Raw genomic sequence first — 21,537 nt, forward strand, 5'->3', positions numbered from 1 at the left:
AACCCCCAGTTTCACTCATCTCGCAATTCTTTTACAGGGTCTGTTCGCACAATGCGCGTGGTGTGATATGAAATTGCCACAAGTGCCAGGGCGATACAGCCAATCGCCGGTCCTGCAAAGTGCATTGGCTCCAGTGGTGTTTGAAAAGGGAAGCGTTGCAAGTACGCACGCATCGCAAAAAAGGACATGGAGGTTCCAATGATACACCCAATGACAGCAAGACGGACTATGGGCAAGGATAGCAAGACAAAGAGGGCGTGTGCGGAAGCTCCCAGAACTTTGCGAACGCCAACTTCTTTTGTGCGGCGAGACAGCATGTGCATGGCAAGCCCGATCAATCCCACACAGGCGACTATAATCGCCATGAGCGAAGCCGTATAGCCGATGGATTGATACATTTTTCGGGGATCCCGAATGGAATTTACAAGGTCATCCTGCAAAAGGCCGAACTGCGGTGTAATACTTGGCGCGACCTCGAGCCAGAGTTGCTTTAATATGGCTTCGGTTTCTGTTGCCATGTCCGGGTGGAGGCGCACCAGAATAGCCCGAATCGCGGTTTCGGGGTCTTTGTGAATGACCAGCGGACCCATAGGGGGCAATATATTTTGAAAATAAAAATCAGGAACGACGCCTACTACCTGGGGGTGCTCAACTTGTCCTACTTGAAATGGAAATGTCTGACCAGGTGCGTGTGTCCATTCAAATCGCTTTGCGAAGTGTTCGTTGACCAAAACTTCGTTGATCGGTCCGTTTGGATCCAGATTTTTTCCTGAGACCAGATCTATGCCGAGTGTTTTTAGAAAGTCGCCACGCACTTTGTAATGCCATATTATCGTTTCTGAATGGGTCAGCTTTTGCATGCCTGCCGACCACAATACTGGGATGTTATTCACAGCGGCCATTCCGACAACTCCTGGGAGTTGCTCTGCCTTTTGGCGAAATCGCTCGTAATAGACTTCTGCTTCGTCCCCTGGAACTTTGGGCTGTATGACCATTAAGTGGCGCATGTCGAATCCCCTATCCATAGACGTGAAGTAATTGATTTGATGCACCATAATTGTGGAGGATGCCACCAAAAATACAGCTACTGCAAATTGAACAATCAGCAGAAATCGGCTCAGGCGTGCTCTCTGTCCCGGAAATGTCTCACTTTTGAGGGCATTTACGGGCTGAAGCCGGGACAATAGCCACGATGGGTAGAAGCCCGCCAGAATTGCCAATAGGACGGGCAATACAAGGATGAACAGGAATCCTGTGATATTCCCCTGAAGCTGAGGCTTATAGTGGGGAAAGAAGGGAAAGAGAGATGCAAAATGGGGAAGCAATAGTTCGTTTGCGCTTAGTGCCAGTCCCATTGCGATAAAACAGAGAATTAACGATTCGAGGATGGTCTGCCCAATAATATGGCGGCGTGTTGCACCGAGGGTTTTGCGTATGCCGACTTCGGTGCCACGCGTCATGAGTCGGCCAATGGTTACGATGCCAAAATTGACGGCTCCTACAATGAGTACGAGAAGTCCCACCAGAGATAGCAAGACCAGAAAATGTTGCGGCATGTACCTGACTTGAAGTCCGGACATCTCGAATTTGGGCAATGCAGACAGGGGTTGAAGATGGACATGAAAGGGAGACGCTTCCTTTGTCCATTGCCCTTCGGCGCGATAGTTGTCACTCTGTTTGGCAAAATAAGTGTCTGAAAAGTAGGGCAATCGGTTCTTTATGTGATCGGGGGTAATATTTTTTTTGAGGTGTAAGAAGAGCATGGCTTCAAATTCACCTCGCGGATCAGACTCTGCACGCGGAATCAGGTGCTGATATGGGATGAGCATATCGAACTGCAAGCTCGAACGGTGCGAAAGCGTTTCGACGATGCCGCTTATGGTAAAATGTTCACGCACATTGTTTCTCACCAGGGTCAACGAGGTCCCTACTATGTCGGCGATTGCTCTGTCACGCGATAGTTTTTCTGCGAGTGTTCGAGAGATGAGTATGTTTTGTGGATGTGACAGGGTCTCGGGATTTCCGTAAAGCACGGGGAATGAAAAGAGCGACAAAAACGAGGGATCGACATACGCTGCCTGATCTCTTCGGAAATGTTCGTCTCCGTAGAGATATGTAAGATAGCTTAACCGGTATCGACAAACTGTTGCCAATTCGCGCAGTTCATCCGCGAGCAGCGGCCCGGCATGGGCGCGAAAAGATGCGTGTTGCCGCTCCCTTTCGGTCTGAGCCATTTCACTGGTGCGATAGATCCATTGGATTCGATCTGCGTTGTCGTGGAATTCATCTCGCGTGCGATAGCGGTCTTCGACAATGACAAATACCATCAACGCACACGTAATGCCCACTGTTAGACTCAACACACTCATCACACTGGCAATCCGGTCGCGTTTGAGTCGCCGCCAGGCGATTTTGAGGTTTTTCATTTTGTACCTCCAGTGGCCCCAGTCTCACTCATCTCTCAAGGCGTCTGCCGGGTTTGCGCGTGCTGCTTTGAGGGTCTGGGTGGTGACGGTTGTGAATACGATGAAGAACAAGACAAGGCTGCCGAGTAAGAAGGTGCCAATACCCAATTCGGTGCGATAGGCGAAGGTTTGTAACCATTGATTGGTCGCGTAATAGGCGATGGGGAATGCGATGAGGCTCGATAGGGCGATGTAGAGGACAAATTCTCGTGAGAGTAGGGATAGGATTTGCGTTTGGGATGCACCCAATACTTTGCGAATGCCGATTTCTTTGGTGCGTCGTGCGACAGCTAATGCAGCCAGTCCGAAAGCGCCGAGTGCAGCGATGAAGATGGCAAATCCGGTGGCGTATTGGATCATTTGATTCCAGCGTTCTTCTTTTTTGTATTGTTTGTCTAAGGCTTCGTCGATGAATGAGAAGTTGAATGCGTGGTTGGGGGCGATTTTTTCCCACTGTTCTTTGATAAATGCGATGGTGCCGGGTACATTTTTGGGGTGAATGCGAACCAACAAGCGTCCAGTGTATGTGCTGAGTGGCAGGACAGCGGGTCTGATTTTGTGATGCAGAGAGCGAAAATGGAAATTTTGAACAACGCCGATGATGGTTCTTTCTTTTGATGAGCCGCCGTATTTGATTGTTTTGCCAACCGGGTCTTCTATGTCGAATTTTTCGACGAGTGCTTCGTTTACAATGACAGCTTCCTTTTGATCTGTTGGAAAGTCTCTGTTGTATTCTCGACCTGCAGCGAGTTTTATGTCGAGTGTTTTGAACAAGTCGTAGTCAATACTAATACCTTCAACGGGTTGTTCTGGACTTCCCTGATATGTTACATAGGTTGACATACTCATGTCGTTGTTTAGACGGTGGTTGATCCAGGTCGTGCTGATCACGGCATGGTGAGACAGCAGGGCATCTCGAAAAGCCGTTTCTGTGGTTTTGTTTTCTTTTTTTAGATCACTGGTCCAGATGGCGATAACGTGTTCGGTTTGATATCCCAGTGGTTGGGTCCGCAAGTATGTGAGTTGTTTGCCCATCATCAGGGTGGTGATGATGAAGAATATGGATAGGGCGAACTGAAAAATGATTAATATGTTGCCGAACCGATTGCCCGTTTTGGTCTGCAATTTGCTCGCGATGATTTGGGTTGGCTGCATTCGGGATAGGATAAGGGCGGGATAACCCCCTGCTGTGATGCCGACGAGGCTGACGAGAAGAATGAGAAAGGCAAGTGTTGTGGGGTTGAGACCGTCGGTCAAGGATAGGGATTTCCCAGATAGGTTATTGAATGTTGGCAATGAGAGTTCTGCGATGGCAATGCCGGCGATGAGTGCGATGGTGATGAGTAAGAGGGATTCGCCGATAAATTGGTTTGCAATCTGCATGCGTTTCGCGCCGACGACTTTTCGCAAGCCGACTTCTCGCGCCCGGGTTGCCTGTCGTCCGAGGGTTAAGGTTGTGAAGTTGACGCAGGCGATAAACAGGACGAGGATTGCAATGCCCGATAATATGTATGAGTAAACGGGATTACTGCGACGGCTTACGTGCATAGTTTGATCGAAGTGCATCTGGGTGAGTGATTGAAGTTTGATCAAGTTTTCGCTCTTTTCGTCCCACCAGTTTTTGGTCCATTGAGGAAATTGTTGTTCGAGACTATTGGGGTGTACATTTGGGGGGAGCATCATGAAAGTAAATATGCTGTAGGAATTCCATCTGTCTTCGACCTTGCTTTGTTCAAAGGGTAGTAGTACGTCAAATTGAATCGTGGAGTTTTTGGGCGCGTTTTGCACAATGCCTGTGATGGTGTAATCCTGGATTTCATTTTTGTATTCAATTGGAAGCACTGCTCCGACTGGGTTGGTGTTGTTGAAATACTTCTGCGCGGTTTTTTCTGTTATGAGTGCGGAGTATTTGTCTTGAAGGGCATGGGATAGATCGCCTCGAAGGATTGGAAAAGAAAAAATGTCGAGGAAGTTGGGATCGGTAAAACCCAACTTTGCCCGAAAACCGCGATTTTCTGTTCCAATTTTCCCCGTGCGAGATATGAAACGAACAGTCTGCATGTCTGGGAATGCATCCCTTAGAGCGGGTCCGAGGGGGCCGGGTGTTACACCGTGAACGCGCTCGTTTCGGCCTTTTATATAAACCCGATAGATGCGGTCGGCGTTTTGGTGAAAGGTATCATAGGTCCATTCGTTGTGAACGAAGAGATAGGTGAGGATGCAGAATGCGAGGCCGATGGCAATGCCGATGATGTTGATGGCCGAGTAGATGCGGTGCCTGGCGAGGTTGCGGAGCGCTGTTTTCAGGTAGCTGCTGAGTAGAGATATTTCACCGAACATGGGTTTCTCCTTTGCAGGATGGGAACTGATCACTCATATCTCAAGGCGTCAATGGGATTGGATCGCGCTGCGCGAATGGCCTGCATGCTCACGGTTCCAAAGGCGATGATCAGGGCCATTATCGCGCTTGCAACAAATGGCAAGACATTCAGATCTGTCTGATAGGCAAATCCAGAGAGCCAGTCGCGCATCAGATAGTAGGCGATTGGCCAGGCGATGAGATTGGCGAGCAGAATGAGCAATATAAATTCGCGGGAGAGTAGCATCACCAGATGCGGTGTGGATGCGCCCAGTACTTTCCGCACGCCAATTTCTTTGGTGCGAGATTGAACCATGAATGCGGCCAGTCCGAACAGTCCCAAACAGGCTACAAAAATTGCCAGTAGTGAGAATATCCCGAGCATTTTGCCGGTGAGTTGCTCGTTGTAATAGATCCAATCTATGATTTCGTCCAGAAAGTGATATTCGAAAGGCGCATCTGGTATAAAGCGTTTCCACTGCGTTTCGAGGAAGGATAGGGTTTGCGCGGTGTTTTCTGGTCGGATGCGTAAAGCCAGTGAATAAAACATCTTCCAGCGGGCCAAAAACCCCATGGGGGCTATTTCTTCTCGCAGCGTCAAATTGTGGTAGTCTTTTACAACGCCAATTACGGTCAGGGACAGGTTGTCATATGCTGGTAACACAATCTGTTTGCCAATCGGATCTTCTTCCCATCCGAGCAGGCGCACTGCTGTTTCGTTTAAAATAATTGCCTGAGAGGTATCGCTGGCAACATCGGCTGAAAAGGCACGACCACGAAGCACGGGGATTTCAAATGTTTCAAAAAACGAGTCGTCAACTTCGTTTATGCGAAATGTTCGTTCTTTTGTGCGATCCCCATCGGGCCAGGCCAGTCGCAGTCGTCCGCTGTATCCCGAGATGTCGTATCGCAGTGCCGATGCGCTGAGGATATTGGGGTGTTCGAGAAAGACCTGTTTGACCATCTGATGGCGTGCCGAAAGGCGTTTTTGTGGGTTTGGCTCTCTGGCAAAGTCATGGACAAAAATGGGTAAACGCACAATGTGATCGCGTGCAAAACCCATGTCTTTGGTGTCTATAAATCGCAGTTGCTGATAAACGATCAGGGTGCAGATCACCAGCAAGATAGACATGCCGAATTGAAAAACTACGAGTCCTTTCTTCAGTCCAGTGGAACCCAATGAGGAAGCCCCACTGTTTTTTAGCACTGTGACCGGGCGAAAAGAGGAGAGGAAGAATGCTGGATACCATCCCGCCAGCAGTCCGACCAACAATGTTAGTGCCAGTACTGCTGGCGCACCTGCTATTACTGTAGTTGCGTTGAGGTGCAAATCGCCGCGCACAAATTGGTTGAATAAGGGCAGGCATAACTCGACCAGTGCGAGGGCAATCAGCAGGGCGGAACAGGTTAAAAGCAGGGATTCGCTCAAGAACTGAACCATCAGTTGCGGGCGATGCGCGCCAACAACTTTTCGCACGCCGACTTCGCGCTTGCGGGTGACGGCTCGTGCAGTTGCCAGGTTTGTAAAATTCACGCAGGCAATGACCACGAGGATCAGTCCAATAGATACTAGCAGATAAATTTTTTGAATCGGGCTGTCGGCCATCGGGTCAAAATCGGATTCGCCATACAGGTACACGCGGTGCAGGGGCTGTAGATGATAGGCGTTTTTTGCTGCAATATCATCTCCCATATGCTGCTTGATCAATGGCAGAAGGGGATAATGAGGCCAACGAGACTTATTTTCAGCCGCGACTTCATCCCCCATATACTGTTTGATCAACGACTGCATTTTTGTTTGCAGGCTTTCTGCGTTTTGTCCTGCTTTTAATAGCACATAGGTGTTTACCGGACGCCAGGATTGCGTAGGTCGCCACATTGTCCACACCTCTTGCGTTTCTTCTACGGGGGGTATTGTGGTTGAGAGTATTTGAAAATAAAAGCCAGATGAGAGATGTGGTGCTTTTACGATGCCGGTAACTGTGTACTCGCCTGGGAAACTGCGACTATCGATTGAAAATGTTTGGCCCATTGGATCCATATCACCAAATAAGTGTTGCGCCATGTCGTCGGTAATGACCACAGAGTAGGGTGTGCGAAACGCGGTTTCTAAGTCGCCTTTTATGAGGGGAAAATCAAATACGTCCAAAAAGTTGTCATCTATGAGTGCCAGGGAATATTGACCCTGGCGTTCGCTGTATTGTGCAGATACAGTCCACCGCCAGATACGCACCGTTGTTTCTACTTCGGGAAATGTTTCTTTCAGCACAGGACCGAGTGCGCCTGATGTGCCACTGCTATAAGTTGTTTGTGTGCTGCCGCGTTGTTCTCGAATTACTTTGTAAATTCTATCACCTAGGGCGTGAGTGCGATTTACTGCAAATTCCTGCTGGATATACAACAGGATCAAGATGCCACACGCCAGGCCGATGGCGAGGCCCAATACATTGATGGAGGTGTACAATTTGTGCCGCATCAGATTGCGGATCGCAACGGTTAGATAATTTTTGATCATGGTCTTATCTCCTGTTCCGTCCAGCTATTTCGCAGCAAGAAGTCAGCCATTCAGCTTTCAGGTAAGTGAACGTATTAAAATAACAAGCAATTTTTGTGCCAGAATATTCTTTTCTATGTTTTACAAGGGGTTATGAAAATTCGTACTCTGAACTCAGTTTAATAAGTGTCCGATTTTGATACAGTGGTGTCCGAAAATGAACACTTATAATAAAAACAGGCACATTGTTTTGATTGCAATGTGCCTGTTGTATTATGCGTAGAACTATTATTTATTACATCACCCAGCATCAACCTCCGTGCAGTTTTACAGTTTGCCTTTCATATTTCGATCAAAGAATACGCTCACCACCCTCCAGGGCGTAACGGTGGTGTTCACGGCTACGCGCAGCACACGGTTACCCTGTTCCGGGATGATCCGAAAGAATCGCTCTACCTCAGGGTCCTTCGGGTCGGATATACGCAACATCGGTTCGGCTACCACCCGTTCGATCCACTCTTGAGGGATCATGCGTTCTGTCCTTGCAAGAACCGCATGTTTGCTAAATTCCAGCTTTATCGATCCGGTTGCCATATCGCGCTCATGGCTTTAAGGTACGCGGCGGAATATATCTAAAACAAAAACAATAGTTCTTGTAGGGAACGGTCAAGCGGTCTCAAATTCCAGGGTGGAGAGCTTCAGATTGGAGGAGCGTTTGGAGAGATAGAGCAGTTCTACGCCCACCACTTCGTTTGATGCATTGTAATCGAGCACCACGCCCGGCGAGACCTCTTCTGACTCGACAATAGTAGAGTCGTCAAGGCGCAGATAGAGCGCGTCGGCTTCCTTATCGATATGTAGTTTCATAATTTGTTGCCTCCATCGTGTACTATTTTTCAGAAGTCCATTTGGGATCAGCATATCCGTATTTACAAATATCTGCAATTTAAGCAAAAAAACAAGGGGCTATATGACTTACTCATCTCGCAACGCATCCACGGGATTGCGGCGCGCGGCTTTCAATGTTTGAAAATTCACCGTCAACAATGCGACTATGAGGGTCAGTATCCCTGCGATGCCAAAAACGCCTATGCCCAGTTCAATGCGATATGCGAAATTGGTCAGCCATTGATTCATCATCCAGTAGGCAACAGGATAGGCGATGATATTGGCGACCAGTAGCAGTTTGATAAAATCTCTGGAAAACAACCACATGACATGATGGACAGAAGCCCCCAGTACCTTCCGAATCCCAATCTCCTTTGTCCGCCGCGCAACCGCCAGTGACGCCAGCCCGAACAATCCCAAACACGAAAGCAGAACAGCCACCAGTGCCGAGTGGCTCAATACGCGAAACCAATAGACTTCATTGGCATATTGTCGATTCAGGTTTTCATCCAAAAACGAGAGTTCAAATGGCATATTGGGTGCAACTTTTTCCCATGTGCTTTTGAGCATTTCGATTGTTTCAAAAATTTGGCCCGGGCGCATACGAATGAGTAAAAACGGGCCGTATTTATAATTTTCCATCAGCAACGCCAGCGGCTCAATCCGGTTGTGCAGAGATTTTATGTGAAAATCGTGTACGATACCAATGACAACGGGATCTTTAACGCCATTCCTTCCAAAGCCCGCCAGCGTTTTTCCCACCGGGTTTTCAAGGCTCAATTGCTTTGCCAGAGTTTCGTTGATTAATACGGCTTTATCTCGATCTGTGGGATGGTCTTCTGAAAAATTTCGGCCAGCGAGAAGCGGTATCTCCAGGGTAGAGAGATAATCGACATCTACGCCAATCACCTTTATCTCAACTATCGAGCCATCGGGCAACGAGTAATTGGACCAGGAATAACCACTTTCTGTTGTGAGTGTGCGATCCGTAATTGTAACACCCTCAATGCGCGAGTCGTTTACAATGGCTTCCTTATAGGGTTTTGCCAACTGCCGATTTGTCTTAATAATGGCGACTTGCTCTTCGTTAAAGCCCAGATTTTTGTTCCGCACATAATCTTGCTGTTGAATCATTATACCTGTGCCAATGATGAGGGCTATGGATGCCGCGTATTGCAGAATGATTAATGTGCGCGTCAAAAGATTGCGCCCACCAGGGCGTGCTTCGCCTTTCATGGCTAAAACAGGTTGAAATCGCGACAAGACCAGAGCGGGATAACTGCCAGCGATTAGCCCGACAATGCCGAGCAGGAGCAGCAATACCCACCAATCGTCAAAATAAGCGAGGGTCAACTTTTGATGCACAAATCCGTTGAATACGGGCAAAAGAATTTCGGTAAGTGCGGTGCCTACGAGTAAGCCCAAAAAGCTCAACACCAGTGCTTCACTCCAAAATTGTTGAATAATCTGACCGCGGTTAGCACCTACTACTTTGCGCAATCCCACTTCTTTTGCTCGCCCGGAAGACTCTGCGACCGATAGGGAAATAAAGTTGCTGCACGCAATGAGTAAGACCAGCCATGCAAGTCCCCACAAAATATAGACTCCTGTTGGGTTGCCCTGTGGTCCGTAGTGATTGGGAATGTCTGTATTCCAATACACATCCGTCAGGGGCTGAAGAATAAAGTTAAATGATGTTTTGAATATCTCTTCTCGCAACTTTTCTTTTTTGGGCCAATGATTGAGATCGTCAAGTGCTTGAGAAGCATTTGTTTCACCTATTTGTACAAAGATCCATGCACTTGCATCGTGGTAGTGTCTTACAAGTCCAAAACCCTTTTCGGCTTTTGTCGAAACCAACACGTCGAATTGAAGACTCGATGTTGTGGGAACATCTGCCATGACACCTGTCACGACAAACAGCTTATTTTTTATACTCAGTGCTTGCCCTATCAGTGCGTTGTAATTCTGTACACCTCCAAAAAACTTGTGTGCAATGGTTTCGGTAATCACTATCCCATCTGGTTGATCGAGTGCTGTTGTAGGATCACCTGACAAAAAAGGAAATGTAAACATCGCAAAGAAGTCACCACTCACAAACCCCATGGCTGACCTAAAAGATTTTTTCCCCCTTGTGATTTTACTCCTCGTATGCCGCATAAATGCACAGACTTGCTCAATACCTAAGATTTCATCTTTCAACTCATCGACAACCAAAAGCGGATATACCGTATCCCAGATATTAAATGGAATCGCCTTCCCGTCTGATTGAACCCTTTGCGCTACCAACCGAAACATCTGGTCGTGGTTCTCGTGGAATTGATCGCGTGACCATTCGTGTTTGACAAACAAAGCCATCAAGATACAGCAGGCAAGCCCCAGGCCGAGGCCGAACACATTGATGAATGTGTAGAGCTTCTTTCGCATCAGATTGCGAATCGCGACAACAAAGTAATTTTTGATCATAAGAAGCCTCCTGATGAATCACGGTCAGCAGATATTTACTCATATCTCAAGGCATCAATCGGGTTGGAACGCGCCGCGCGAATGGCTTGCATGCTCACTGTTCCAAAGGCGATGATCAGGGCCATTATCGCGCTTGCAACAAATGGCAAGACATTCAGATCTGTCTGATAGGCGAACCCGGAGAGCCAGTCGCGCATCAGGTAATAGGCGATTGGCCAGGCAATGAGATTGGCGAGCAGGATGAGCAATACAAATTCGCGCGAGAGTAGCATGACCAGATGCGGTGTGGATGCGCCCAGTACTTTTCGTACGCCAATTTCTTTGGTGCGAGATTGAACCATGAATGCGGCGAGTCCGAACAGTCCCAAACAGGCGACAAAAATTGCCAGTAATGAGAACACGCCGAGCATTTTGCCGGTGAGGTGTTCGTCGAAATAGTACCACTGTATGATTTCATCCAGGAAGTGATATGCAAAGGGTACCTCTGGCAAAAAGTGTTTCCACTGGGTTTCGAGAAAGGACAGAGTTTGCGCGGTGTTTTCTGGTCGGATGCGCAGGGCCAGCGAAACAAACAGTCTCCATTTGCCTATAAATCCCATGGGTGCGATTTCTTCTCGTAGTGTCAAGCTGTGGTAGTCTTTTACTACCCCAATTACTATCAGGGATCGGTTTTCATATGCTGGTAACAAAATTTGCTTGCCAATCGGGTCGTCCTCCCAGCCGAGCAGACGCACGGCTGTTTCGTTTAAAATAATTGCCTGTGATGTATCGCTGGCAACATCGGCTGAAAAGGCGCGACCTCGAAGTACGGGGATTTCAAATGTCTCAAAAAACGAGTCGTCAACTTCGTTTATGCGAATTGTCCGTTCTTTTGTTCGGTCTCCATCGGGCCAGATCCGTCGCGGTCGTCCGCCGTATCCAGAAATGTCATATCGCAGAGCTGATGCGTTGAGGATATTGGGGTGTTCGAGAAAGACCTGTTTGACCATCTGATGGCGTGCCGAAAGGCGTTTTTGTGGGTTGAATTCATGTTCACGGTCGTGAGCAAAGATCGGCAAACTCACAATGTGATCGCGTGCAAAACCCATATTTTTGGTTTCTATAAATCGCAGTTGCTGATAAACCACCAGGGTGCAAATCACCAGCAAAATGGACATGCCAAATTGGAAAACTACGAGTCCTTTCCGCAATCCTGTGGATCCCGATGAGGAAGATGCCCTGCTTTTTAACACTGTGACCGGGCTAAAAGAAGAGAGGAAAAACGCCGGATACCATCCCGCCAGTAATCCGACCAACAATGTGAATGCCAGTACCGCTGGTGTGCATGTTATCACTGTAGCTGTGTTGAGGTGTAAGTTGCCGCGCACAAATTGGTTGAATAAGGGCAGGCATAGCTCGACCAGTGCCAGGGCAATCAGCAGGGCAGAACAGGTTAAAAGTAGGGATTCAGTTAAAAATTGAACCATCAATTGCGGGCGATGCGCGCCAACGACTTTTCGCACGCCGACTTCGCGCTTGCGGGTGACCGCGCGCGCAGTTGCCAGATTTGTAAAATTCACGCAGGCAATGACCACGAGGATCAGTCCAATAGCTGCCAGCATGTAAATTTGTTGCATGGGGCTGCTGGCAGCCGGGTTAAAATCAGATTCGCCATACAGGTACACGCGGTGCAGGGGCTGTAAATGGTAGGTATTGTTTGCCGCAACGTCATCCCCCATATACTGCTTGATCAACGACTGCATTTTCGTCTGGAGGGTTTCTGCGTTTTGTCCTGCTTTTAGTAGTACATAAGTTTTTACAGGACGCCACGATTGCCTGGGTAGCCACATCATCCACGGCTCTTGTGTTTTTCCTATGGAGGGTATTGTGGTTGTGAGCAAATGAAATTGAAGGTCTGATAAAAGGTGTGGCGCTTTTACGATGCCGGTAACTGTGTACTCGCCTGGAAAATTGCGATTGTCGATTGAAACTGTTTGGCCCATCGGGTCCATATCGCCAAATAAGTGTTGTGCCATTTCATCGGTAATGACCGCAGAGTACGGCAGGCGAAACGCGGTTTCTAAGTCGCCTTTTATGAAGGAAAAATCGAATACGTCCAGAAAGTTGTCATCTATCAGCGCAAGGGTATATAGATTCTTGTGGTCGCCATATTTTGCAGATACACCCCATCGCCAGATACGCACCGTTGTTTCTACTTCGGGAAATGTTTCTTTTAACACGGGACCGAGTGCGCCTGATGTGCCTTCATCGTATGTTGTTTGCGTACTGCCGCGTTCTTCTCGAATTACTTTGTAAATGCGGTCACCCAGAGTATGCGAGCGATCTACTGCAAACTCCTGCTGGATGTACAACAGGATTAAGATGCCACACGCCAATCCGATAGAGAGTCCCAATACATTGATGGAGGTGTACAATTTGTGCCGCATCAAATTGCGAATCGCGACTGTCAGATAATTTTTGATCATGGTCTTATCTCCTGTGTCGTCCCCAGCAGTTAGCCCGCCCAGCTTCCGACCTCTTGTTTTTCCAGTGCGCGTCTTAGCTGATGGCGGCCGCGGTGGAGCCAGATTTTTACGGTGCCGAGGGGTGCTTGCATTTCCCATACGATTTCGCGGTAGGATAGTTCTTTTATGTAGCGAAGCCACATTGCGCGTTGTTGTGCTTTGGGCAATGTGCGCAAGCCCTGTGTTAAGCGTTGATGGCGTTCTTTTTTGATGACGCTATCTTCTGGCGTTGTCAGAGTGATTGGTTCGGGCATGTGTTGCGCTATGGTTTCCAGGCCGTTTTTTCGGGATAGCCGGGATCGTAGGTGTGACCGCCCGACGTTGATGGCAATGCGCGTCAGATAGGTTGTGAATGCCGATTCGCCGCGAAAATGGCGCAGGCTCTGAAAGACTTTCATGAATACCACCTGGATTAAGTCTTCGGTTTCGTCGCGGTCCTTCACATATCGCCCGACAATGGCGCGTACGCGATTCTGGTGCAGATGGTAGAGTTTGCCAAATGCGCTTTTGTCGCCGGCTTTGATCATGTGGATCAATTGTACATCGTTTTCTATGTCTGATCGTTTATTCATATCGCAATGCCTCCACGGGATTCATTTTTGCTGCTTTCACGGCTTGCAGGCTCACTGTTCCGATTACGACCAATAGGGTCAATACACCGCCCAGCGCGAATGCCCCAATGCCCAGTTCAATCCGATACGCAAAGTCCGATAGCCATTTGCTCATTGCCCAATAGGCGACTGGCCAGGCAAGCACATTAGCTATGCCTACCAGCAGTACGAATTCGCGCGATAGCAAGCGCACTACGTTTGTGACGCTGGCGCCCAATATTTTGCGAATGCCGATCTCTTTGGTGCGTCGGGTCACGGCGAGTGCTGTCAATCCAAATGCGCCCAGGCACGCGATAAAAATGGCAAACAGGGTTCCGTATCCGATCATGCGATGCCATCGCTCTTCGGTTCGGTATTGGCGATCGATGCCTTCGTCGAGAAACGAATAGCGGAATCCAGAGGACTGTGTTACGGCTTCCCATTGCGCTTTCATGAATGACAGTGTGCCGGGGATGTCTTCGGCACGCACCCGAATTAGCAGGTGGCTAAATGGATGTTCTGGATGGCATTTCAGGAATGCGGGACCAATTTTGTGGTGGAGAGAGCGAAAATGAAAATCGTTTACTACGCCGATTACTGTCATATCATCAAAGAATTTCAGTGTTTTTCCGAGCGGTGGTCCCGGTCCCAGTTGTTTGGCCAGGGTTTGGTTGATGATGACAGACGCAGTTGGATCTGTTACAAGTTCTCGTGAATAATTTCGGCCTTCGATCAATTTGATGTCGAGCGTTGGTACAAAGTCGTAATCGACGAAGAAGATCTCCACGCCTTTTAAGGTTGTTCCGTCATGTATCACAGCCCCGCGCGACTGGTATCCATTCCGCATCATGTGATATATTGGGGTTACACCCAGAATTGCGTGATGGGATAAGAGGGCGTCCCGATAGGTTTCAATGCCCTTTGGTCCCAGGTCTCGCAACTTGCTGAGGCGACTTACGGCAATCAAATGTTCGCTGTCAAATCCCAGGGGTTTGGTCCGCAAATAGTCGAGTTGAGAGGTCGTGATGAGGGCGCTGATGACGAGAACCGCAGACATTGCGATCTGGAAGACCACGAGAAATTGGCTGAACAATCCCGCGCTGACAATTTTCAATCTGCCTTTGAGTACGTGAATTGGCATGAATCCGGAGAGGACAAAGGCTGGATAGGTGCCTGCGAGCAGGCCGACGATTAGAGTCAGGCCCATGAGCGAGGCAAATGCCAGACCATCCAGATGTGCGACTATGGATAGTTTTTGCGCCATGAGGTTGTTGAATAATGGCATTAAAAGTTCTGATAGCGCGAGTCCGATTACAAATGCTATGAGGCTTAAGATTACGGATTCTGTGAGGAATTGCACGATGATCTGGGGCTTGTGTGCGCCAACGACTTTGCGGATGCCGATTTCCCGCGCTCGAGAAGCTGACCGTCCCAGGGCGAGGGTCATAAAGTTCACGCATGCGACAAAGAGTACCAGGGCTGTGATGCACAACAGGATGTAGCTGTATGCCGGGTCCGTGGCGGGTTCGGGCGCGCGGATATCTGGATTGAAATGCACATTGGCAAGGGGCTGCAATTTCAACTCCTGGTTTTCCCCCGTGATGGGCCACGACCAGTTTAGAAAACGCGGAAGTAATTTTTCTATGTCTTCGGATCGGACCTGATCGTGGAGTAAGACGTAAGTACTGATGTTGTTTATGTAATTCCACGAGTTGAGCGCGTCTTCGACATTCTCATAGGACTGGATGCAGCCGAATTGAATGCTGGATGTTTCGGGGATGTCTTTTACGATGCCGGTAATTAGAGCCTGATGGATTTTTGAATTTCGAGTGAAGGAGAACGATTTCCCCATTGGGTCGGTGTTGCCGAAAAATTTTTGGGCGACGGTTTCCGATATGATAATGGTATCTTTGCGGTTTAGTGCTGTTGCGGGGTCGCCTTTTATCAGGGGAAATGAGAATACATCCCAGAAACCTGGATCTACGTAGATAACGCGCTCTTGAAATGAATGGTCGCCGTATTGGAATGTGCGAGAAGTGTTAAAGATTCTGACGACATGTTGCATTTGTGTGGAGAATGATTCTGCCAATGCCGGAGCAAGAGGACCAGGCATATAAGCCGAGGCATCGCTTCCTTCGCCTATTTCTCCTTTATTGTAAATGCGATATATCCGATCTGCTTTTTCGTGGAATGCGTCAAAGGACCATTCGTGTCGTACGTACAGGAATGTCAAGATGCAAAACGCAATGCCGATTGCCAGGCCGGTAATGTTGATCGCAGAATACACTTTGTAACGGACGAGGTTTCGATACGCTACGGTCAGGTAATTGCGGAACATTTTGTTCTCCTTGGATGTCGCAGACGGTCATAACACAGCTTGTCTCAAAGGAGCGGAGAGATTAGAGAGAATGATTGTTCAGTCCGTCAAGTGCGAAGTCACAAGATCTCTTAGCTGACTCGCAAAGGCATACTTTGCGACAAGCAAACCGTTCTGATCTATCAGGAAGTATGCTGGAATCATATCGACATTGTAGGCTCTCGATATCCTTCTCTCGGGCTGGGTGTCCACGACGTGATGCCAACCCATTTGGTTGTCCTGTGTGAACTGCAACACTTTGTCCTTGGATTTGTCAGCACTTACACTGATGATGGCAAAACCTTTGTCGGCATAGTCCCGCCACAGACTTCTGAGTGCAGGTATATGGCTTATGCACGGCCCGCAGTATGTTGACCAGAAGTCCAGGAGTACAAGCTGATTTCGAAAGGACTCCAGATTGATCTCACTTCCAGACAAATCTGCGGCGGTGAAAGACGGTGCGGGTTTGCCCAATTCGAGGTCTCGTCTCTCTTCAACTGCAACGTCGTGGACAGCCAGTGTAAGCGTGCTACCATCAGGAGATATTCGTTCGACGCGGTACGGTGTTCCATTGATAGAGAAAGGCTTACTGGCTCTATAGACTTCGATTGACCTGTATCCGTTGTCGAGAATACCGTCGCCATTTGTGTCAAGTATTAACCTGGATGTCTTAGGATCATAGGTTGCGTACTCCCCCTCTGCGTGAAGTCCCAGACGCATTTGTATCCTACCAAATTGTACCTTTCCTGTTAGAAGTTCTCTTACTTGTCCACGGAATTTAGGAATAGGAGGCTCGCCGGTTCTTTTTTTGTAGTTCGTGAATCGGTAAACCTCAATATCTACGTTTCGAGAGCGTACACGACCATCCTGTACATACTCGAATGCTACTTCGGCCACGCCCTTGTAGCCTCCTGTGTCTTCGCCAAAACTAAACGCGAGTCCCTGGAATATCTTCTCGTCTGAGAAATTCTCGTCATTGTCGGTATCGAATAAGAAGACATATTCGCCTGTCTCCGATTGTCCGGCCAAAAACGATACTGTGTCATCTGGTATGATCCCGCCATGAGGAGTGCCGGATGAGGAAAGTCTATACCCACCGAAAAATTGTACAGGAAAATCTTCAGGTATGCCTTTCAGTTCCTCAGCTGGCTCAAGACCAACCATCTTACTATCGGAGAGATCCATTGATGGCCAGAGAAAGGTGACATCGTCAGGATCAGGCGTGGATCGCTCAAGATTAATCGTTATAGTATTATCACCCTCCGCCTCAAGGGGCTTGCCAGACAAGAGGATTATTAAGAGAAGAGACGCGAAATAGATGATTGTCCGGTTCATGAGAATACCATCCTTTCTGAGTAGTTTATTCATACCGCAATGCCTCCACGGGATTCATTTTTGCCGCTTTCACGGCTTGCAGGCTCACTGTTCCGATTACGACCAATAGGGTCAGCAAGCCGCCGAGTGCAAATACCCCGGCTGTCAACCCGATGCGATAGGCAAAACTCTGTAACCACCAGATCATTATTAGATAAGTCAGGGGCCAGGCGCATAGACTTGCGACTATAACCAGCATGACAAATTCACGCGATAGCAGCGATACGATATTTAAAACCGAGGCGCCCATAATTTTTCGAATGCCTATTTCTTTGGTTCGCCTCGCCACGGCCAGTGCTGTTAATCCAAATGCACCCAGACATGCGATAAAAACAGCCAGAATCGTTGCATAGCCCACGATTCTGCTCCAACTTAAAAAGTCCCGGTAATAATTCTCAATATCCTCGTCCACAAACGTGAAGTAAAACGGCTCGCCAGCGGGCGCGATCTCTTTCCATCCTGTTTCCAGGTATTTCAAGGTTTCGGCAACATCGCCAGGTTTGATCCGCACTAAGAAATTTCTTGAATTTCCTATAGGACTCAGTAAAAGCATCGCGGGTTGAACGTTTTGCTGGAGCGGCATTAAATAGAAATCCTGCACCACGCCAATGACTCGGGTAACCCCTTTTGACTCTCTCAATACGCGTACTCCTCTGCCCTCAAATGTGATGGTCTGTCCAATCGGGTCGTCCCATCCCATCTGTTTGACCAGTTCTTCATTTACGAGAATGTTGCCCTGTGCTTGATCATTCGCATTAGAGTTAAAATCTCGCCCTGATAGCACCTTCATTTCGAGTGTTTTTACAAAATCGTAATCCACATAGAAACGGCTTACCCACAGAGATTGCCCCTGTTCTCCTGTCCCTTCGTATCTACTTTGCCAACCCAACAGTGGTCTTCCCACTGTCGTGCCTCCAACCACCTTGTGATGTTGCAAATAATAGTTCTTGAGCAAATCGTGCTGCCCGCTAAAATCGTGAAGACTGTCTGTGTTAATGTCAATGACAAATTCCTTGCTAAAACCAAGATCTTTTTCTTTTACAAATTGAAGTTGATAAACCATGATCAGCGTGCAGGTAATCAAAGCACTCGACACGGCAAACTGTCCAAAGACGAGTCCGCGACCAAACAGATTGCGATGGCTCAGCTTAAACCGCCCCGTGAGTATGCGAACCGGATTAAACCCGGATATCATAAATGCGGGATAGCTGCCTATCAGGAGACCGACGACTGCGACCAGAGCGATTAAAAAGACAAAAGTAGGCCAGGTAAAAATGTTGTCGAAGGACAGGTTCTGATGCATAAATTTGTTAAAAAACGGCAGTACCAGTTCGGCAAGTGACAGGCCCAAAACTACGGCCACAAGGCTCAATAAAACCGACTCGCTTAAAAATTGCCGAATCAGTTGAGGTCGCACCGCACCGACAACTTTGCGAATGCCCACTTCTTTTGTTCGGGTGACCAATCGACCCACTGCAAGGTTGACAAAATTGATGGAAGCCATTACCAGAACCAGCAACGAAAGACAGATTAGCCCATACCCGTTCATTGGATCCCGGGGTGCCTTCATATTGCGGTAAGTGGAGTCTATAAGATCTATTCGATGGTGCAAATTTGTCAGTGGCTGAAGTCGCAAATGTAAGTTGTCCGCTGAGATCTCTGGTCGCAGCATATGCGCTTTTACAATCGCGAGCATCGCCGGTTCTATATCTGTGGATTTTGTATTTTCACTCAGCTGGACGTAAGTACTACATCTGGAAAAGAGGTTCCAATCATCCGCTTCTCTACGCAGAAAAAACCATAGATGCTGATATGGTAGCAACATCTCAAACTGAATCGATGAGTTATCGGGTATGGGGTCGGCAACGCCGGTTACTGTGAAGTCAGCGCGTTCGTGGCTCCATAGAGATCGCAGTGTCAGTTGATTTCCGATTGGATTTTCATCTCCGAAAATTTTCTTTGCTGTTTCAGCACTCAATACAACAGATTGCGGATGTTTGAGGGCAATTTCCGAATCGCCAGAGCGAAGGGAAAACGAAAACATGTCTAAGAATTCGGGATCTACGATCAGGAATGGCAACTTGAAGATCTGGTCTCCGTACGTAATCTGTATCTCTTGATCACCGGGGTCGTCTCCTCGTCCGGCAACCAATCGCACAGCTTGGTCCACGTCTGTTGCAGTTTGTACCAATTCATTGCGCAAAGCGGTTGGGACCGTGGGTGTGCGATAAAATTTGTTATCTGGGCCACGAAATTCGGTATATACCCGATAGATTTGATCGGCATTCTTGTGGAACGCATCATAGGTCCATTCGTGATGTATGTACAGGAATGTCAAGATGCAAAACGCAATGCCGATTGCCAGGCCAGTAATGTTGATCGCGGAATACACTTTGTAGCGCACAAGATTTCGGTATGCTACTGTCAGATAGTTGCGGAGCATTTTATTCTCCCTGGGTGTCTCAGGCGGTCATGACGAAGCTTGTCTTAAAGGAGTGGAGAGATTAGAGTGAGGGCGACTCGAAAAGAACGATTCGTCATCATAACCTTTCCTTGCCGATCAATCAGAACATAGTGCGGAAGGCCTCCAATGTTATACATCTTTGATACCTTGTTATTGTTGTCTATAGCGTCCAGGATTTGGGGCCATCCAATGTGAGACTTCTCCACATAATTCTCAACTTTGTATCTTCTGGTATCGGAACTGACGCCGATAATCTCGAAATTATCGCGGTCGAATTTTTCAGATAGCGCTTTCAATCTGGGGGTATCTTTGACACAAGGCCCGCACCCGGTGGACCAGAAGTCCAACAAAACGTATTTGCCCCTGAAATTTGAAAGCTGAAGATTCTTTCCGTCTATATCGGTAACTGCAAAATCGGGTGCTACAGAACCTCGCTCAATCTCAATCTTTGTTGGGACGGAGACATCTGATTTTCTGAGGATAATTTCATCACCAGAGGCGGAGATGCTTTTAACTTCAAATGTGATACCACCGATATTAAAGGGTTTGTCCGCGTCGTAATATTCCGGTGATTCGCGTTCACTCCCGAATATGCCATCGTGATCGAGATCCCATAGTATTCTGTTATAAATTTTGGTAGAGTAGGTCGCGAAGCGTCCTTTGTTGTAGATCGCCAGGTCGTATAATTGACCATCTATTTTCACTCGTCCTTTTCGGTATTCAGTTACGCTTCCCCTGAATTTTGGGAAGGTTGGATCTTTCTGCTTTTTCACATATTGCGTATATCTATGAACCTCCACGCCCACCTTTTGGGTTTTGGCGATTCTACCATCGTTATATTCAAATTCAACGGTGGCATTTGCCTTTTGCCCATAAGAAGGTCTCCCTGGTAGAATGTAGCTCAACAGACGAAATACCGTACCGAAGTTCTCTGGATATATCGCATGTTCATCGGAGAAGTCTTCATTGTTGTTGGTATCAAAAAGGAAAACAGCATTTCCATTTCGATCCCGGCCATTCACAAAGGATACTTTGCTATCTACAGGTACCTCTAAGTCATACGGTTCCCAGAGTTTTCGATCGGTCTCTTCTTGATAATAAAGAATGCACAACTGTAGGGCACTCAACTCGAATACACCATAGAATTCTATGGTCGTTCCCGGTGGAAATCCTCGCAGGCCCTCCTCGAGCGGTTTTCGACTTATCCAACCGTGATCATGAAAGTCAATCGACGATGACCTGAATCTCGATAATGCTTGTGCGCTTACAGGTACACGCTCCAGGGGGATCACAACTTCATCCATATTAGCTGAGTCAAATCGTGCAACGGATGGATCATCTGAGGAATCCTGGGCGTTATTGGAAATGCCGAAGAGTGTGGAATGGACAGAAAGTGAGAAGAGTATAAACAGACCAGCGAGAATGCTGTTCTTGCGGAAAATCGGGCTGATGGAGATCATGATTTCCTCCTGAGGATTTTACGGCTGTAGGATCTGCGAGGATACCCCAATCTACACATTTTTAGGCGACGACTCTTTGCGGTGCGTGTTCTTTGTCCCGATTTTACTGCAATAATC

12 protein-coding genes are annotated in these 21,537 nt (G+C 47.9%); all 12 read right to left on the minus strand.

Translation table 11 applies throughout. From position 1 onward, the window contains the following. Positions 1 to 11: 11 nt before the first annotated feature. The 12 genes from F4Y39_01785 to F4Y39_01840 all read right to left on the minus strand — a co-directional run bounded on the left by F4Y39_01785 (position 12) and on the right by F4Y39_01840 (position 21,420). Complete coding sequence (locus tag F4Y39_01785) at positions 12 to 2,426, minus strand: FtsX-like permease family protein (protein ID MYC12437.1); 2,415 nt, start codon at positions 2,424 to 2,426, stop codon at positions 12 to 14. A 24-nt stretch (positions 2,427 to 2,450) separates the two neighbouring features. Then, positions 2,451 to 4,805, minus strand: a complete 2,355-nt coding sequence (locus F4Y39_01790) for an FtsX-like permease family protein (protein MYC12438.1) — start codon at positions 4,803 to 4,805, stop codon at positions 2,451 to 2,453. A 29-nt stretch (positions 4,806 to 4,834) separates the two neighbouring features. Beyond that, complete coding sequence (locus F4Y39_01795; protein MYC12439.1) at positions 4,835 to 7,339, minus strand: FtsX-like permease family protein; 2,505 nt, start codon at positions 7,337 to 7,339, stop codon at positions 4,835 to 4,837. A 306-nt stretch (positions 7,340 to 7,645) separates the two neighbouring features. Further along, positions 7,646 to 7,912, minus strand: coding sequence for a DUF4258 domain-containing protein (locus F4Y39_01800; GenBank protein MYC12440.1), 267 nt, complete (start codon positions 7,910 to 7,912; stop codon positions 7,646 to 7,648). Positions 7,913 to 7,984: 72 nt separating this feature from the next. Further along, entirely contained in the window at positions 7,985 to 8,185 is a 201-nt protein-coding gene (locus tag F4Y39_01805; protein ID MYC12441.1) for a DUF2283 domain-containing protein, read from the minus strand. Positions 8,186 to 8,293: 108 nt separating this feature from the next. Then, entirely contained in the window at positions 8,294 to 10,672 is a 2,379-nt protein-coding gene (locus F4Y39_01810) for an FtsX-like permease family protein (protein MYC12442.1), read from the minus strand. A 35-nt stretch (positions 10,673 to 10,707) separates the two neighbouring features. Next, a complete protein-coding gene (locus F4Y39_01815; GenBank protein MYC12443.1) occupies positions 10,708 to 13,275 on the minus strand; it encodes an FtsX-like permease family protein in 2,568 nt (855 codons plus the stop codon). After that, entirely contained in the window at positions 13,167 to 13,748 is a 582-nt protein-coding gene (locus F4Y39_01820; protein ID MYC12444.1) for an RNA polymerase sigma factor, read from the minus strand. The genes F4Y39_01815 and F4Y39_01820 overlap by 109 nt, the downstream gene beginning before the upstream one ends. Then, positions 13,741 to 16,104, minus strand: a complete 2,364-nt coding sequence (locus F4Y39_01825; GenBank protein ID MYC12445.1) for an FtsX-like permease family protein — start codon at positions 16,102 to 16,104, stop codon at positions 13,741 to 13,743. Before F4Y39_01825 ends, F4Y39_01820 begins: the two co-directional genes overlap by 8 nt. Before the next feature lie 78 nt (positions 16,105 to 16,182). Continuing rightward, positions 16,183 to 17,490, minus strand: a complete 1,308-nt coding sequence (locus F4Y39_01830; protein MYC12446.1) for a TlpA family protein disulfide reductase — start codon at positions 17,488 to 17,490, stop codon at positions 16,183 to 16,185. Beyond that, complete coding sequence (locus tag F4Y39_01835) at positions 17,483 to 19,939, minus strand: FtsX-like permease family protein (GenBank protein MYC12447.1); 2,457 nt, start codon at positions 19,937 to 19,939, stop codon at positions 17,483 to 17,485. Before F4Y39_01835 ends, F4Y39_01830 begins: the two co-directional genes overlap by 8 nt. Before the next feature lie 44 nt (positions 19,940 to 19,983). After that, positions 19,984 to 21,420 (minus strand): TlpA family protein disulfide reductase, encoded by a 1,437-nt coding sequence (locus F4Y39_01840; GenBank protein MYC12448.1) that lies wholly within the window; start codon positions 21,418 to 21,420, stop codon positions 19,984 to 19,986. Positions 21,421 to 21,537: the final 117 nt, after the last annotated feature.

This window comes from Gemmatimonadota bacterium (assembly GCA_009838845.1).
Taxonomy (GTDB): domain Bacteria; phylum Latescibacterota; class UBA2968; order UBA2968; family UBA2968; genus VXRD01.